General features: G+C 64.3%; 15 protein-coding genes and 1 tRNA gene. 6 read left to right on the top strand and 10 right to left on the bottom strand.

Features of this window, described 5'->3' with window-relative positions; all coding sequences use genetic code 11:
• The 6 genes from AC27GT_RS02230 to AC27GT_RS02205 form a co-directional block, all read right to left on the bottom strand.
• Positions 1 to 795 carry a CPBP family glutamic-type intramembrane protease gene (locus AC27GT_RS02230; RefSeq protein ID WP_038070747.1) on the bottom strand — a complete coding sequence of 265 codons (795 nt, stop codon included), beginning with the start codon at positions 793 to 795 and terminating at the stop codon, positions 1 to 3.
• Positions 792 to 1,178 carry a hypothetical protein gene (locus AC27GT_RS02225; RefSeq protein ID WP_261786537.1) on the bottom strand — a complete coding sequence of 129 codons (387 nt, stop codon included), beginning with the start codon at positions 1,176 to 1,178 and terminating at the stop codon, positions 792 to 794. The genes AC27GT_RS02230 and AC27GT_RS02225 overlap by 4 nt, the downstream gene beginning before the upstream one ends.
• A gap of 94 nt (positions 1,179 to 1,272) precedes the next feature.
• Positions 1,273 to 1,461 carry a type II toxin-antitoxin system antitoxin gene (locus AC27GT_RS02220; protein ID WP_015718336.1) on the bottom strand — a complete coding sequence of 63 codons (189 nt, stop codon included), beginning with the start codon at positions 1,459 to 1,461 and terminating at the stop codon, positions 1,273 to 1,275.
• 10 nt (positions 1,462 to 1,471) lie between these two features.
• Positions 1,472 to 2,335, bottom strand: a complete 864-nt coding sequence (locus AC27GT_RS02215; RefSeq protein WP_028493679.1) for an SPFH domain-containing protein — start codon at positions 2,333 to 2,335, stop codon at positions 1,472 to 1,474.
• Positions 2,336 to 2,346: 11 nt separating this feature from the next.
• Positions 2,347 to 3,525 (bottom strand): ABC transporter permease, encoded by a 1,179-nt coding sequence (locus tag AC27GT_RS02210; protein ID WP_054391518.1) that lies wholly within the window; start codon positions 3,523 to 3,525, stop codon positions 2,347 to 2,349.
• Entirely contained in the window at positions 3,522 to 4,241 is a 720-nt protein-coding gene (locus AC27GT_RS02205; protein ID WP_028493681.1) for an ATP-binding cassette domain-containing protein, read from the bottom strand. Before AC27GT_RS02205 ends, AC27GT_RS02210 begins: the two co-directional genes overlap by 4 nt.
• 55 nt (positions 4,242 to 4,296) lie before the next feature.
• Between AC27GT_RS02205 and AC27GT_RS02200 the strand changes: the two genes are divergently transcribed.
• Positions 4,297 to 4,581, top strand: coding sequence for a hypothetical protein (locus tag AC27GT_RS02200; RefSeq protein ID WP_028493682.1), 285 nt, complete (start codon positions 4,297 to 4,299; stop codon positions 4,579 to 4,581).
• Here AC27GT_RS02200 and AC27GT_RS02195 read toward each other — a convergent pair.
• Positions 4,578 to 5,141: a cob(I)yrinic acid a,c-diamide adenosyltransferase gene (locus tag AC27GT_RS02195; RefSeq protein WP_054391617.1), complete on the bottom strand. Its 564-nt coding sequence runs from the start codon at positions 5,139 to 5,141 to the stop codon at positions 4,578 to 4,580. The two genes, AC27GT_RS02200 and AC27GT_RS02195, sit on opposite strands and share 4 nt — an antisense overlap.
• Positions 5,142 to 5,197: 56 nt before the next feature.
• Positions 5,198 to 5,274: transfer RNA gene (locus tag AC27GT_RS02190), tRNA-Arg, on the bottom strand.
• Positions 5,275 to 5,327: 53 nt separating this feature from the next.
• Here AC27GT_RS02190 and AC27GT_RS02185 point away from each other — a divergent pair.
• Positions 5,328 to 5,537: a hypothetical protein gene (locus AC27GT_RS02185; protein WP_054391519.1), complete on the top strand. Its 210-nt coding sequence runs from the start codon at positions 5,328 to 5,330 to the stop codon at positions 5,535 to 5,537.
• Here AC27GT_RS02185 and AC27GT_RS02180 read toward each other — a convergent pair.
• Positions 5,505 to 8,165 carry a COG1470 family protein gene (locus AC27GT_RS02180; protein ID WP_487223463.1) on the bottom strand — a complete coding sequence of 887 codons (2,661 nt, stop codon included), beginning with the start codon at positions 8,163 to 8,165 and terminating at the stop codon, positions 5,505 to 5,507. The two genes, AC27GT_RS02185 and AC27GT_RS02180, sit on opposite strands and share 33 nt — an antisense overlap.
• A gap of 245 nt (positions 8,166 to 8,410) precedes the next feature.
• Between AC27GT_RS02180 and proB the strand changes: the two genes are divergently transcribed.
• The 4 genes from proB (at position 8,411) to leuS (ending at position 14,396) form a co-directional block, all read left to right on the top strand.
• On the top strand, positions 8,411 to 9,523 hold the full coding sequence (gene proB / locus AC27GT_RS02175; protein WP_487223462.1) for a glutamate 5-kinase: 1,113 nt from the start codon (positions 8,411 to 8,413) through the stop codon (positions 9,521 to 9,523).
• Complete coding sequence (locus AC27GT_RS02170; protein WP_052037942.1) at positions 9,511 to 10,782, top strand: glutamate-5-semialdehyde dehydrogenase; 1,272 nt, start codon at positions 9,511 to 9,513, stop codon at positions 10,780 to 10,782. The genes proB and AC27GT_RS02170 overlap by 13 nt, the downstream gene beginning before the upstream one ends.
• Before the next feature lie 63 nt (positions 10,783 to 10,845).
• Positions 10,846 to 11,628: a YhjD/YihY/BrkB family envelope integrity protein gene (locus AC27GT_RS02165; RefSeq protein WP_038029977.1), complete on the top strand. Its 783-nt coding sequence runs from the start codon at positions 10,846 to 10,848 to the stop codon at positions 11,626 to 11,628.
• 131 nt (positions 11,629 to 11,759) lie between these two features.
• Positions 11,760 to 14,396: a leucine--tRNA ligase gene (gene leuS, locus AC27GT_RS02160; protein ID WP_487223461.1), complete on the top strand. Its 2,637-nt coding sequence runs from the start codon at positions 11,760 to 11,762 to the stop codon at positions 14,394 to 14,396.
• Here leuS and AC27GT_RS02155 read toward each other — a convergent pair.
• Positions 14,374 to 15,096 (bottom strand): Clp1/GlmU family protein, encoded by a 723-nt coding sequence (locus AC27GT_RS02155; protein ID WP_487223460.1) that lies wholly within the window; start codon positions 15,094 to 15,096, stop codon positions 14,374 to 14,376. The two genes, leuS and AC27GT_RS02155, sit on opposite strands and share 23 nt — an antisense overlap.
• Positions 15,097 to 15,190: the final 94 nt, after the last annotated feature.

Below are 15,190 nucleotides of genomic sequence, written 5' to 3'. Positions count from 1 at the left end.
CTATACCCGCCTCCTCAGCCAGAGGTTGAAAAGGGAAAGGAGGAAAAGCCCAGGAAGCCCCACCACCCCGATGAGGAGGTCGTGGGTGCGTTCCACCAGAAGGAGGGAAAGGCCTGCTATGGCGTTCAGGGTTCCGTGGAAGAGGGCTGCCGCCAGCACCGAGCCCGCCTTTTCCCGGACCCAGAGGAGCCCAGGGGTCAGGGCCAAGGTGAAAAGGATCATCATGGGAACGCCGAGGAGGGGTTCTCTGGGATAGTTGTGGCCGGCCAGGATAAGGGGAGCATGCCACAGGCCCCACCAGAAGCCGATTTCCAGGCTGGCGGGCCAGAAGCCCCGCTCCTTTAGCTTTTCCCACAGGTACCCCCGCCACAAAAGTTCCTCTCCCAAAGCGGCCAGGAGGTTTACCGTGGCTCCCGCCATCAGGGCGGAGAGGATGAGGACCAGGGGGAAAAGCGCAGAGAGGGTTTCCGGGATCGCCTGGGCTGCTTCCGGGGGCACGGTTTGCCGGAGGGCTTCCCATCCTTTCCAGGCGCCGAAGGGAAGGCTTAAGGGAATGGAAAGCAGGGTGAGGGCCACGGGGAAGAGCCAGGCGAAAAGCCAGTAGCGGTTGGGCCTTAGGGCAAGGGGGAGGCGCACTCCCTCCTTGCGGGCGAAGGAAAGGGCCACCAGGCCGGGAATCCACATGTAGAGGAAGCCAAAGGCCAGATAGGCAGGGCTACCCACCCGCCCGCCCAGCAGGTAAAAGGCCAGGAAGGCCACCCAGGAAAGCCCCAGGGTCCAGTAAAGGGCGCTCATGCCTCCTCCTTCCACTTCAGCAGGGGAAGGGGGTCTTCCGGGTTGAGAAGGAGGCCGGAGCCGTTTTTGAGCACCAGGAGCACTCCCTCCCCCCGCCTGGCTCCCACGAGGGCCTCCACGGGTAGTCCCTCCAGCCGGAGCCGCTTGCGGTGGTAGCCGGGCATGGAGGCTTCTCCCTTGTGCCGGTAGATGCGCCGAGAGAGAGCATAGGAGAGGGGCCTCACCTCCGCCACCTCCGAACGGTGAACCACGCGGTGACCAAAGGGCAGGTGGATGGTAAGGACCGAACCGGCTAGCTCGTAGGAAAGCCTTTCGGGGAGGCTAGAAAACCAAAGCAAAAAGGCCCCGAGAAGGAGAACCCCCAAAACGAGGAGGGTTACCAAGAGGGTTAGGCTTTCCGAAGCGTCCTGGAAGGCCAAGAACGTTAGCCCCAGGAGGGCTAAGGTACTTAGGACAAAAAACCTTAGGAAGGAGCGCTTAGGGTTCCCGTCCCTCTTCGGGTGGAGCTTCATCCTTCCACCTCCCCGCCTTCTTGGCGGCTTCCTTGAGGAGGAACTCGATCTGGGCGTTCACGCTCCTCAGCTCGTCCTGGGCCCATTTCTCCAGCACCCGGTAGAGCCTTGGGTCAAGCCTCAAAAGGAAGCGCTTCTTCTCCTTTTCTCTCACCCCACCCCCTTTAGGTGTACAGGGTACCCACGTTCATCACCGGATGGGCCTGGGCCTCGGCCACCAGGGCCACCATGAGGTTGTTCACCATGGCCGCCCGGCGTTCCTCGTCCAGGGCGATCCCCTGGGCCTCGAGGCCCAGGAGGGCTTCCTTCACCATGCCCACCGCTGCCTCCACGATGAGCCTCCTGGCCGCCACCACTGCCAGGGCCTGCTGCCGGCGGAGCATGGCCTGGGCGATCTCCGGAGCGTAGGCCAGGTGGGTGAGACGGGCCTCCAACACCTCCACCCCGGCCACCTTCAGGCGCTCCTGCACCTCGGCCTTGAGCTCCTCGGCGATTTCCTCCGGGTTTCCCCTTAAGGACCTGCCCTCGGCATCGTAGGGGTGGCGGCTCGCCAGCGCCCTGATGGCCGCCTCCGACTGGATGGCCACGAAGCTCTGGTAGTTCTCCACCTGGAAAAGAGCCTTGGCCGTGTCCACCACCCGCCACACCACCACGGCGGCGATCTCTATGGGGTTTCCGTGGGCGTCGTTCACCTTGAGTTTATCGGAGGTGAAGTTGTGGACCCTCAGGGTGACCCGTTTTCGCTGGGCCAGGGGGTTGGCGAAGTGGAAGCCTTCCTCCCGGACGCTACCCACGTACCGCCCCAGGAAGACCAGGGCCACCGCCTCGTTGGGTTGCACGGTGAAAAGCCCCGCCGCTAAAAGCCCCGAGGCCAGAAGGGCGGAGATGAGGTGCCAGAGGTAGAAAAGCTCCTTCTCGCCCACCAACCGATACCCTGCCCAGCCCAGCCAGAGGAGGGCCAGGAGGAGAGCCAAAAGGGCCAGAAAGCCGTTTTGCCGCCACGCCGCAGTTTCCTTTACCTCGCGCATGCTGCCTCCCTTTAGTTCCTGAAGACCACCTCTTCCCGGGAAAAAACCCGGACCGCCACCAGGAGGGCAAGCCCGGCGTAGACCAGGGTGGAACCCCAGGTGAGGCCCGCCTGCAGGGGGCTTGCGCTTCCCTTCAGGAGGGCGTCCATGAGGAGGGCCACGTTGAAGAGGGGCACCAGGTGGTGCCAGGTTTGCAGTTCAAAGAAGCCCCGAAACTGGAGGAAGATGAGGGGGAGCAAGACGAGAAGCTGGAGGGGGGCCATGTAGCTCTGGGCTTCCTTGAAGCTTCGGGCGAAAAGCCCCAGGCTCACCATCACTGCCCCCATGAAGAGGGCCAGCAGGAAGGCGGAGAGGAAGAGGGCAAGAAAGCTGGTTCCGTCCAGGATCAGCTGACCGCCCAGTTCCAGGGTCTGGCCGGTTTCCGTGAAAAGACGGCCGCCAAACTCCGCCGCCAGGGCCCTGCCCGAGGCCAGGCCCACAAGCCCCGATATCCCGGAAAGAAGGGCCATGGCCACCGTGGCCAGGGTTTTGCCCAAGGCCAGGTGCCAGAGGGGCACCGGGGCCATGAGGAGGGCCTCGAGGGTCCCCTTCTCCTTCTCCCCGGCGGTGGCGTCCACCGCCACCACCTGTCCCCCTGTGAGGACGAAGACCACCAGGAAGAAGGGAAGGAGGAAGCCCAGAAGCCCCCCGGCCTTCTCCCGCTTGGGGGAGGTGTCCACCACCTCCACCTGGAAGGGAGTGAGGACCTGGTGGGGGATTCCCCTCTGGGCCAGGGCCTCGGCCACCTTGGCCTCCTTAAGGATTTGCAGGGCGCCTTGCACCTTGCTCACCGCCACCTGCCCCTCCGTGAGCCCCCCTGCCAGGCGGCCATAGACCCGGTACACCCCCTGCTCGTAGCGGACGCCCACGGGATACTTCCCCTCCCGCACGGCTCCCTCGGGGTCGGGGTGGGCTTTGGGGGAGAGTCCAGCCTGCTCCAGGGCGCGGAGGGCTTCTTCGGGCAGGTTCAGGACCGCCACCTCCTGCTTCCTCTCCTGGGCGCCCTGCAGGAGCCTTTGGAGGACCAGGCTGGGCCCGAACATGAAAATGGGCATGAGCAGCACAGGAAGGATCAGGGTGGAGAAGACCAGCTTGCGGTCGCGAAAGACCTGCACAAGTTCCTTCCAGAAGATGCGGTAGATATCCCTCATGCGGCCTCCTTCACCCTGCGCACGAACGCTTCCTCCAGGCTTCCCTCCCCCAGGGCCAGGGCTTCCTCCTTGCTTCCCTCATAGACCAGCCGGCCCTGGTGCAAAAAGCCCACCCGGTCCGCCACCTCCTCCGCCTCGCTCATCACGTGGGTGGAGTAGATGATGGCGTTGCCCAGCTGGCGGTAGGCCTTGACGAAGTCCAGAAGAGCCCTGCGGGCGAACACGTCCAGCCCGGCCGTGGCCTCGTCCAGAAGGAGGACGGGAGGGCGGTGGAGGATGGCCCGGGCGATGACCACCTTCTGACGCATGCCGGTGGACATCTCCATGACCCTTCGCTCCAGGGTTTCCTCCATCTCCAAAAGGTCCGCTACCCAGTCCAGGGCCTCCTGGAAGGCCTGGCCCTCGAGGCCGTAAAACCCGGCGAAGAACCGGAGTACCTCCCGCCCCGTGAGGCGGTCGTACACCCGCATGCCTCCGTTAACCAGGCCCAGGCGCCGGCGCACCTCGAGGGGGTCTTGGACCACATCGAACCCCGCCACCCTGATCCTGCCCTGGGTGGGGCGGATCAGGGTGGAGAGAACCCGCAAGGTGGTGGTCTTCCCAGCCCCGTTGGGGCCCAGTAGGGCATAGACCTCCCCGGGGGCCACCTGGAAGGTGAGGTCCTGCACGGCCAGGCGCTGGCCGTAGGCCTTGGTGAGACCGGTGACTTCAATCATATATCTAAGTGATATCATGCCACCCTATCCGGGTCAAGGGCCATAATGGATTTGCATGAAGGCCATGACCTTCTGGGTCAAGCCGCAAAGCTCCATTGAGGCCCTGCCCGAGGCCAGGGACCTGGTGCGGGACCTCTTGGAGCTTTTCTATGAGTACTTTCCCGAGTACGAGGGATGCCTGGGGTTTTCCCAGTCTCCGAGAAGGCCCCGCTACCTTTTCCTTTACATGGAGGGTCCTTGCGGAGGGCTTCTTCCCTCAGCCGCCTTGTTCCTGAAGGATCTTCTGGAAACCGCCTTCCCCGGGGCCGAGGTGAGGGTTTACGGCAAGCCCTGGCCCTAGCGCCTTTTCTTCACCAGCCACGCCTCTTCCCGCACCCCTTCCCGGGTGTTCACCACCCGGGCCAGGACGAAGAGGAGGTCGGAAAGGCGGTTGAGGTAGCGGATGGCCTCGGGGTTCACGGGCTCCTCCCGGCTTAAGGCCACCACCTTGCGCTCCGCCCGGCGCACCACGGTTCGGGCCAGGTGCAAGGCTGCCGCCGCCGGATGCCCTCCCGGGAGGATAAAGCCCTGGAAGGGAGGGCTTTCCTCCATGTAGCGGTCGATGGCCTGCTCCAGCCCCTCCACGTCCTGGGCGTCCATGCGGGCGATGTTCTTCTCGTAGGGGCTCCCCATGCGGGTGGCTAGGTCGGCCCCCAGGTCAAAGAGGGCGTTTTGGATGCGCTCCAGGAGGTCGTGGAGATCCAGGTGTTCCCGGGGAAGGAGGCTTCGCGCCAGGCCCAGGGCGGAGTTGGCCTCGTCCACGGTGCCGTAGGCCTCCACCCGGGGATGGGCCTTTGCCACCCGCTCGGCCCCGTAAAGGCCGGTTTCCCCTGCGTCCCCGGTCTTGGTGTAGATCTTCATGGCCCCATTGTAGGGCTTACCCGAAAAAACATTCCCCGGGTTTCCCCGGGGGGTTTTGGCGGGCCCGAGAGGATTCGAACCCCTGACCTGCTGATCCGTAGTCAGCCGCTCTATCCAACTGAGCTACGGGCCCAAGCCGACCCTCAAGGTAGCATGGGAAAGCCCCCCTTGTCAATAATGGGGTTAGTGCGGGATAAGCGTCTGGAAGCCCATCTTCTCCATCTTCTTCGGGAGCCCAGGACCCTCGAGGACCTCCACACCCAGCTTCAATCCCTCCGCCCCGGGCTCAGGAAGGCCACCCTCTTCGCCCTTCTGGTACGGCTCAGGCGGGAGGGAAAGGTGGCCTTTTGCCAGGGATGTTTCTCAGCGAGGAAAGAGAAGGATTCGGATATTTAGCCCATCCGTAAGCTGGATTTCCCACTGGCCTCCCGCGGGAAGGTTTTCCAGGGCAAACCGCACCTCCCCCGCCCGGTGCCAGAGGCCCAAGGCGGTGCGGGTTCCATCTGAAGACACATGGAAAAGGGAAAAGTAGGGGTAGCCCTGGATGTGGACCAGGAGGAAGCCTCCTTCCTCCTTTAGCTCCACCTGGGGTTCCGCCTGGGGAAGAAGGGGGAGGGTGGCCTCCTTGAGGAGCTGGCTTCCCAGGTAAAGCCCCACCCGGGTGTAGGGGTTCAGGGGCAGGCGGGCCTGGAAGTGGAGGGTACCTTCGGAGTCTTTCAGGATGTAGACGGGCACCTCGAGGGGGCCTCCCGGTCCTTCTGCCCGCAGGCGGTAGGCGGAGGGCTTCCCTTCCGGAGCAGCGTTGAGCTTTAACGGAGGGTTGAACACCACCTCCCCATCCCGGATGCGCCCAGAGAAGAGGAGACCGGCTTCCATTAAGGATAAAGGTGCTGGAGGAGAGGTTTCCAGGAAGCTTTGCGCTCCCTCATAGGTGTAATCGGAAACCCACTGGGGGCCGCAGTAGCTCATGAGGTCGTAAAACTGGCTGGGGTCCTTTAAGGAGCCGTTGGCGAGATCGTACCCCCAGGTGCCGATCTTGGCGCCTGCGTAGGGATAGTTGGGGTCGCCGGATACCCCACAAGGGGCGTGCTCCCGGTCAAAGTTATGCCCCAGCTCGTGGGCCATGACCGCAGGAGCGCTCTCAGAGTAGTCCCACCCCGCGGCCACGGGATAGCCCAGGTAGCCAATCCCGGCGATGCCCGAGGTGTAGGAAACCCTGACGAAGCCATAGTAGTAGCGGTTGCTTCCATCGGCCTGGCGGAGGAGGCGAAGTTCGTCCAGAAGCCGGGCCCAGGTGTTTCCGTCGCTGGGGCTTAAGGTACCGGAGAAGGTATAGGGCGCGCGGGTGGTGAAGGAGACTTCCTTTAGCGGCCAGGCCCGCCAAAGGGTCTGGCTAAAGCTGGGTACTTGCGCTTGTTGCCCCTGATGGATCACGGGGACCACGGTCAGGTAAAGCACCGTACCCGCACCCACGCTGGGAATGAGGGTTAAGAGGTTGTCGCTTTCGTTGCTCTCGGCCACCTGACCCTGGGGGTCTGCCTGGAGTTCCACCCGTAGCCCAGGGGCCACCCAGTTGCTCGGCAGGGTGGCGGTACAGGTGGTGGCCAGGTTTCCTGGGTCCGTGGTGGTGGGGATGGGGCTTGGGCAGGAGAAAGCCAGGTTGCCCTGGAAAGTACTGTTCCAATACACCGCTCCGGCCAAGGGGTTGCTCAGGGAAAAGGGAGAGGGGCTTGCCAGAAGATGGACCCTGAGCAAGGCGGGTTTGCCCGTTACCAGACGCAGGTTCTCCTTGAGCACCGTCTGGCCCCATTCGGCCTTGGCAATACGCAGGTTCTGCCCAGACGAAGCTTGTGTAACCTCGAGGGTAAGGGGAACTTCCCGCACCAGATTTCCTCCCTGACCCCGCACGAAGAGGTTGTAGGTGCCAGGGGAAAGGGTAAGGGAGGCCGTGAGCCCCAGCATGGGAGCGGAGGGAACAGGGGTGCTGGTTGGGCTCAGGCTCACGCCGGAAAAAGGGTTTTTGTTGGCATCCACCAGACTCAGATTGATGGAGCCAGAGTAGGATCCCGTCACAGCAAGGCGGACATAAACCCGGTCCCCTTGGGCCACGGTAAGGGAGGAGCCCTCGAGGGTCATGGTGAAATCCCCTGTCGTGGCCTGGGTGACGGTGAGGGTCAGGTCCGCTTCCCGACTGATGCCACCTCCCGTGGCCCGGACCTTAAGGGCGTGGGTACCAGTAGGGGTGGTGGAGGCCACGGTCAAAGTCAGGGACCGCGTCACAGGGTCTGGGCTGGTGATGTCCAGGCTTCCAGGGGAGAGGGTTATCCCTGCCGGAGCATTCACCAGGGCCAGGCTTACGGTACCGGTGAAGCCGTTTCGGGGAGTGAGGGTGAGCTGAACAATGCCGTTACCTCCCTGCTGAAGGGTCAGGCTTGTGGGGGTTAGAAGAAGGGTAAAGTCGGGCGGTGGAGGAGGCGCTGTGACTGTCAGGGTCAGGTTGGCGGTCCGGGTGGTGGATCCTGCGCTGGCCTTCACCCTCAGGTCGTAGGTTCCTGTAGGAACACCCTGTCCTACTTGCACGGTTAGGGCCTGGCTTACCGGGTTCGGCCCCGTCACATTTAGATTGCCAGGGGAAACGGAGATCCCGCTGGGAGCTGGGGACCCATCTTGGCGTTCCAGGGAGAGGCTCACCTGGCCCGTGAACCCGTTTTGCGGGGTGAGGGTTAGGGTTGTGGCGGTGGTTTGCCCCTGCTGGACGCTGAGGTTGCTGGGACTGAGGCCAAGGGTAAAGTCCGGGGGTGGCGGTGGCGAGGCCACCTCGAGGGTCAGGGAAGCTGTCTTGTTGATGGAGCCCGCAGTAGCTCTAAGCCTGAGGGGGTAGGTCCCTGGGGAAACACTGCTTCCCACACTGAGGGTCAGGGCTTGGTTTACTGGGATGGAGCCTGTGACGCTCAAGCTGGTGGGGGAAAGGTGGAGGCCGATCGGAGCTGGCGTACCATCCTGCCTTTCCAGGGCAAGGCTCACCACTCCCTTGAAACCATTCTGGGGGGTTAGGGTTACAGTGGTTAGTTGACTCGTTCCCTGGGTGGCAATGAGGGTGGAGGGATTGAGTTCAACCGCAAAGTCGGCAGCTGGGTGAGGGGATAGTATGCTGTTGCACGCAGCGAAGAGGAGTAAAGAAGCTAGGACGAAAAGGGTTTTTCTCTCCATCCTCTCCACCTTAATCTCCACCCAAGGCCAAAGGATGAGAGATGCTATCCTGGGCCTTAATGCGGCCGGGACTCGAGGCCAAGCGGCTGGTCATCAAGGTGGGAAGCGCCGTGTTGGCGGGGCCCCAAGGGTTGGAGCAGGGGGTGATGCAGGAGATTGCCCGCCAGGTTCTGGCCCTGCGCCAGGAGGGGCGGGAGGTGGTTCTGGTTTCCTCGGGGGCGGTGGCGGCGGGGATGGCGGCCTTGGGCCTGCCCCGCCCCCAGGACATGCCCACCAAGCAGGCCCTGGCCGCCATCGGCCAGCCTCTTCTCATGGCCTATTGGCGGGAAGCCTTCACCCCCACCCCGGTGGCCCAGGTGCTCCTCACCGCCGAGGATCTGGCGAGCCGCGGGCGCTACCTGAACGCCAAGGCCACCCTGCAGGCCCTTTTGCATCTTGGGGCGGTTCCCATCATCAACGAGAACGATACGGTGGCCTTCCAGGAGATCCGCTTCGGGGACAACGACCAGCTTTCCGCCCGGGTGGCGGCCCTGGTGGAGGCGGGGCTTTTGCTCCTCCTTTCCGACGTGGACGCCCTCTATGAGGATGACCCCAAGAAGAACCCCAGCGCCCGCCCCATCCCGGAAGTGGAGCGGGTGGAGGCTGTGCTGGCCCATGCTGGGGAGGGGAATCCCCTGGGAAGCGGGGGGATGCGTTCCAAGCTCCTTGCCGCCCGCATCGCCGGAAGGGTGGGGATACCCACCCTCCTTCTCCCGGGAAGAAGGCCCGGGGTGATCCTCGAGGCTCTGGCGGGAGCTCCCTTGGGTACGTACTTCCACGCCCGAAGGCGGTACCGGGGGCAAAGGGCCTGGCTCTATGGTCTTCTGAAGCCCAAGGGGGAGCTGGTGCTGGACGCCGGGGCGGTGCGGGCTTTAAGGGAGAAGGGGGCAAGCCTCCTGCCTGCCGGCATCAAGGCGGTTCGGGGGCGGTTCGGCCGGGGAGAGGCGGTGCGCCTCCTCACCGAGGCAGGGGAAGAGGTGGGGGTGGGCCTGGCCAACTACGCCGCCGAGGAGATTGAGCGCATCAAGGGGCACAAAAGCGCCGAGATCGAGGCTTTACTGGGCTATCGCTACACGGAGGAGGTGGTCCACCGGGACCACCTGGCCTTGAAGGAGGAGGCATGGGGGAGTTAGCTGCTTCCCAAAGGGAACATCTTGAGAAAACGCTGAGGGAACTGGCGGAAGGAGCCAGGGCCCGGCTTCCCGAGATCGCCAAGGGGAACCGGGACGGGGCTCTGCTGGCCATGGCCCGCCTTTTGGAGGAGGCCTGGCCGGAGGTGCTAAAGGCCAACCAAGAGGACCTCAAGGAGGCGGAGGAGGCGGGGCTATCCCGGGCCAAGCTGGACCGCCTGGCCCTCAAGGACAAGGACCTTAGGAGCCTCACCGAGGGTCTTCGTCAGATTGCCGCCCTCCCGGATCCCTTGGGGAGGATCGAGGGGCTTAGCAAGAGGCCAAACGGCCTTAGGGTGGGAAGGATGCGGATCCCCTTGGGCCTCATCGGCTTCATCTACGAGGCCCGGCCCGGGGCCACGGTGGAGGCGGTTTCCGTGGCCTTGAAGGCGGGAAACGCCATGCTCCTCAGGGGGGGAAAGGAGGCTTTCCGCTCCAACCAGGCCCTGGTTTCCCTGTGGCATCGGGCCTTGAGGGAGGCCGGGCTTCCTGTGGAGGCGGTGAGCCTGGTGCCCACCACCGACCGGGAGGCCATCTTGGCCATGTGCCGCCTGGAGCTATTGGACCTCCTCATCCCCCGGGGTGGGGAGGAGCTCATCCGTCTGGTGCAACGGGAGGCCCGGGTGCCGGTCCTGGCCCACGCCAAGGGGGTGAATCACCTCTACGTGGACGAGAGGGCGGACCTGGATATGGCTCTCCGCCTGGCCATTAACGGCAAGACCCAGCGGCCTGCCGTGTGCAATGCCCTCGAGGCCGTCCTGGTGCACGAGAGGGTGGCCGAGGTCTTCCTCCCCATGCTGGAAAAGGCCATGCGGGAAAGGGGTGTGGAGCTCAGGGCCTGCCCCAAAGCCCTTCCCCTCCTGAAGGAAGCGGTGCCCGCCCAGGAGGAGGAGTGGGACCGGGAGTATCTGGACTTGATCCTGAGGGTGAAGGTGGTTTCCAGCCTGGAAGAAGCCCTGGAACACATCGCCCGCTACGGCTCCCGCCACACCGAGGCCATCTGCACGGAGGATCCCAAGGCCGCCTGGCGGTTTCTGGAGGAGGTGGACGCCAGCCTGGTCCTGTGGAATGCCTCCACCCGCTTCAACGATGGCTTCCAGCTGGGCCTGGGGGCGGAGATCGGCATCAGCACCTCCAAGCTCCACGCCTACGGCCCCATGGGGCCCATGGAGCTCACCACCACCAAATGGGTGGCCCTGGGAGAGGGGCAGGAGCGGGAATAGGTGCCCTCTAGGGGAGGTAGGGGAGGATGCCCGCCGGGGGGAGCGGGTAGGGAAGGGAAGCCCGTGCTGCAGAAGGTGTTACGCCTCTACACCCAGGCCCATGTGCCCTTCTTCGCCGCTGCCTTGGCCTACTACGCCCTTCTTTCCCTCATGCCCCTTCTCTTTCTCCTGGTGGGGGTCTTTGGCCTTTTCCTCTCGGGAAGCGAGGCCCTGAGGGAGGGTTTTTTGGGGGGAGTGAAGGCCTTGGCCGAGGGTCTTTTCCCAGCCCGGCCTGAGCTGGCCCAGGACCTACTCCGCTTCCTCACCCGGGGGGCTTTCCCCCTCACCCTGGTGAGCGCCCTCTTCCTCCTTTGGTCGGGAAGCAATTTCTTCGCCGCCCTGAGCTACGCCCTGGGGCTCATCTTTGGCCGCCCCCTGGGTTTTCGCCACCGCCTTTTGGGCCTCCTCATGCCGGTGGTCTTGGGCCTTGCCCTCATCCTCCTGGCCCTTTTGGGCCTGGCCCTGGGGTTTCTCCTCCGCTTCCTCCCCCCGGAGTGGCGGGGGGCCTTGGGGCCCCTGGAGGCTTTTTTACCCCTCTTCCTGGCCTTTTTGCTCTTTCTCCTCACCTACGCCTTTTTCCGCGGCCTCAAAGGGTTTCGCCACCTGGTGCCCTTGAGCGTGGGGGCAGGGGTGGCGGCCCTTCTCTTCGAGGGGGTGCGGCTTGGGCTTCCCAAGCTCCTTCCCCGCTCCCAGTACGAGCTCCTCTACGGACCCCTGGCGGGGTTTGTCCTGGCGCTACTCGGCCTATATCTCGTGCTTTGGGTCTTCCTCCTGGGGGCGGTGGTGGCGAGGGCGATGGAGGACTAGGGCGCCCCACGCTTTTTTGCCGGGTTGCAGTATCATGTTCCCATGAGTCCGGCCAGGCTAATCCCCTAAGGCGGGAAGGGGCCTGGCCGTCCCTTCCCCTTGGGGGAAGGGTTTTTTTGAGGGAGGAGCGCATGGAGAAGTACAACCCGCACGCCATAGAGCCCAAGTGGCAACGCTTCTGGAAGGAAAAGGGCTTCATGAAGGCCAAGGAGGTCCCGGGAAGGAAGGGGAAGCAGTACGTACTGGTCATGTTCCCCTACCCCTCCGGGGACCTGCACATGGGCCACCTGAAGAACTACACCATGGGGGACGTCCTGGCCCGCTTCCGCAAGGTGCAGGGGTATGAGGTCCTCCATCCCATGGGCTGGGATGCCTTCGGCCTACCCGCGGAAAACGCCGCTTTGAAGTTCGGCCTCCACCCCCGGGACTGGACCTACGACAACATCCGCCAGGCCAAGGAGAGCCTCGAGCTCATGGGCATCCTCTACGACTGGGACCGGGAGGTGACCACCTGCGAGCCCGACTACTACCGCTTCAACCAGTGGATCTTCCTGAAGATGTGGGAAAAGGGCCTGGCCTACCGGGCCAAGGGCCTGGTGAACTGGTGCCCCAAGTGCCAGACGGTCTTGGCCAACGAGCAGGTGGTGGAGGGCCGCTGCTGGCGGCACGAGGACACCCCGGTGGAGAAGCGGGAGCTGGAGCAGTGGTACCTGCGCATCACCGCCTATGCGGAAAGGCTTCTTGAGGACCTCGAGGGCCTGGACTGGCCGGAAAAGGTGAAGGCCATGCAGCGGGCCTGGATCGGCCGGTCGGAGGGAGCGGAGATCGAGTTCCCCGTGGAGGGCCTCAAAGAGGCCATCACCGTCTTCACCACCCGGCCCGACACCCTTTTTGGAGCCACCTTCATGGTCCTGGCCCCGGAGCACCCCCTCACCTTAAGGCTTGCCTCTCCCGAAAGGCGGGCCGAGGTGGAGGCCTATGTGGAGGCTGCCAAGCGCAAGACCGAGATCGAGCGCCAGGCGGAAGGCCGGGAGAAAACGGGGGTTTTTCTCGGGGCCTACGCCATAAACCCCGCCACCGGGGAGAAAATCCCCATCTGGACTGCGGATTACGTGCTTTACGGCTACGGCACTGGGGCCATCATGGGGGTGCCCGGGCACGACCAGAGGGATTTTGAGTTCGCCAAGAAGTTCGGCCTTCCCATAAGGAAGGTGATCGAGCGCCCGGGTGAGCCCTTGCCCGAGCCCCTGGAGGCCGCCTACGAGGAGCCCGGCATCATGGTGAACTCGGGGCCCTTTGACGGCACCCCCAGCGAGGAGGGCAAGAAGAAGGTGGTGGCCTGGCTGGAGGAGAGGGGCCTGGGAAGGGCTAGGGTTACCTACCGCCTCCGGGACTGGCTCATCAGCCGCCAGCGCTACTGGGGTACCCCCATTCCCATGGTCCACTGCGAAGCCTGCGGGGTGGTGCCGGTTCCCGAGGAGGAGCTTCCCGTCCTCCTCCCCGACCTCAAGGACATCGAGGACATCCGGCCCAAGGGGAAAAGCCCCCTGGAGGCCCACCCCGAGTTCTACGAGACCACCTGCCCCAAATGCGGTGGCCCCGCCAAGCGGGACACCGACACCATGGACACCTTCGTGGACTCCAGCTGGTACTACCTGCGCTATACCGACCCCAGGAACGAAACGCTTCCCTTTGACCCCGCGAAGGCGGACTTCTGGATGCCGGTGGACCAGTACATCGGCGGGGTGGAGCACGCCGTGCTTCACCTCCTCTACAGCCGCTTCTTCACCAAGTTCCTCCACGACCTGGGGATGGTGAAGGTGGAGGAACCCTTCCAGGGGCTTTTCACCCAGGGCATGGTCCTGGCCTGGACGGACTTCGGCCCCGTGGAGGTGGAGGGGGATAGGGTGCGCCTGCCCGAGCCCACCCGCATCCGCCTGGAGATCCCGGAGAGGGAGCTTTCCCTGGAGGAGGTGCGGAAGATGGGGGCGGAGCTCAGGCCCCACGAGGACGGCACCCTTCACTTCTGGAAGCCCGCGGTGATGAGCAAGTCCAAGGGCAACGGGGTCATGGTGGGGCCCTTTGTGAAGGAGGAAGGGGCGGATATCGCCCGCATCACCATCCTCTTCGCCGCACCCCCCGAAAACGAGATGGTCTGGACCGAGGAGGGGGTGCAGGGGGCCTGGCGCTTCCTGAACCGCATATGGCGCCGGGTGGCGGAGGACCGGGAGGCCCTTTTGGCCACCTCGGGCCAGTTTGCCGCCGAGAGCCTGGAGGGTCCGGACCGGGAGCTTTACCAGAAGCTCCACGCCACCCTCAAGAAGGTCACGGAGGACCTCGAGGCCCTGCGCTTCAACACCGCCATCGCCGCCCTGATGGAGCTCTTGAACGCCCTCTACGAGTACCGCAAGGTGCGGCCCGTGACCCCCGTCTACCGCACCGCCATCCGCTACTACCTGCAGATGCTCTTCCCCTTTGCCCCCCACATCGCTGAGGAACTTTGGCACTGGTTCTGGCCGGATAGCCTCTTTGAAGCCGGCTGGCCCGAATTGGACGAAAAGGCCCTGGAAAAGGATGTGGTGGAGGTGGCGGTGCAGGTGAACGGGAGGGTGCGGGGAACCATCCGGATTCCCAAGGACGCCCCCCTGGAGGTGGCCAGGGCCGAGGCCCTCAAGGTGAGAAACGTTCAGGCCCACGTGGAGGGCAAGGCCATCGTGAAGGAAATCTACGTCCCCGGCAAGATCCTCAACCTGGTAGTGCGGGGATAGGGAAAAGAAGCCGGGTGGGTACCACCCTGGCCACCTCCTCCCCCACGGGGGTGAGGAAAAGTCCCTCGTCCCCTGCCCAGGCCAGAAGCCGTCCGTAGCCCAGGAGGAACCCTTCCCCGTCCAGGAGCCCGTAAAGCCGCTGGGGCTCGGGGGGTTCTATAGGGTATGCGGGCACGCGACCGAGGGGAAGGGGGCGGGGCCTGGCTTCCTGAAAGTGGGCAAAAAGCCTTTCCAGGCGGTTTTTCCGCCTCTCGGCCGGGGTTTTCCTGCGGACCCCCTGAAGGGGCGGGGCCAGGCGCGCCTTTAGGTCCTTGCGCCAGGAAAGGGCCTGGTAAAGTTCCTCCCACCCCAGGACCAGCACCTCGGCGGGCACCAGGGCCTCGATCTGTAAGAGCCGGAACCCAGGGTCCAGGTAGCCATCCGTGTCGGCCACGGCGGGGCTTCCTTTGGGGATGAGGCGGGCTAAGCGCAGGGCCCCCACCACCGCCTGCACCTCCATCCCTCTTGGGGACAGGGCCCCCAGAAGGTAGCGGCGTAGGGGGGTGAGGGTTCCTTCCCGGTAGTGGAAGAGGGTGAAGGCCCCGGGCAGGGAGCCTTGTCCCGGGTCCAGGTCCAGGAGGTAGGCTTCCTTGGCCTTTTCCAGAAGCCTTAACGCCAGGGTGGACTTGCCGGTATCCGTGGGGCCAGCCAGGAGGAGCATCCCCCTTGAAACTACCCCATGCCCCGGGATCCCGGGGGCCTGTGGGATAACGTATTTTTGCCATGTCGCAAGAAAGTGTTATACTATGCCCACC

The organism is Thermus sp. KWY1, from assembly GCF_057547025.1.
This window is presented reverse-complemented; position numbering and strand designations above follow the sequence as displayed.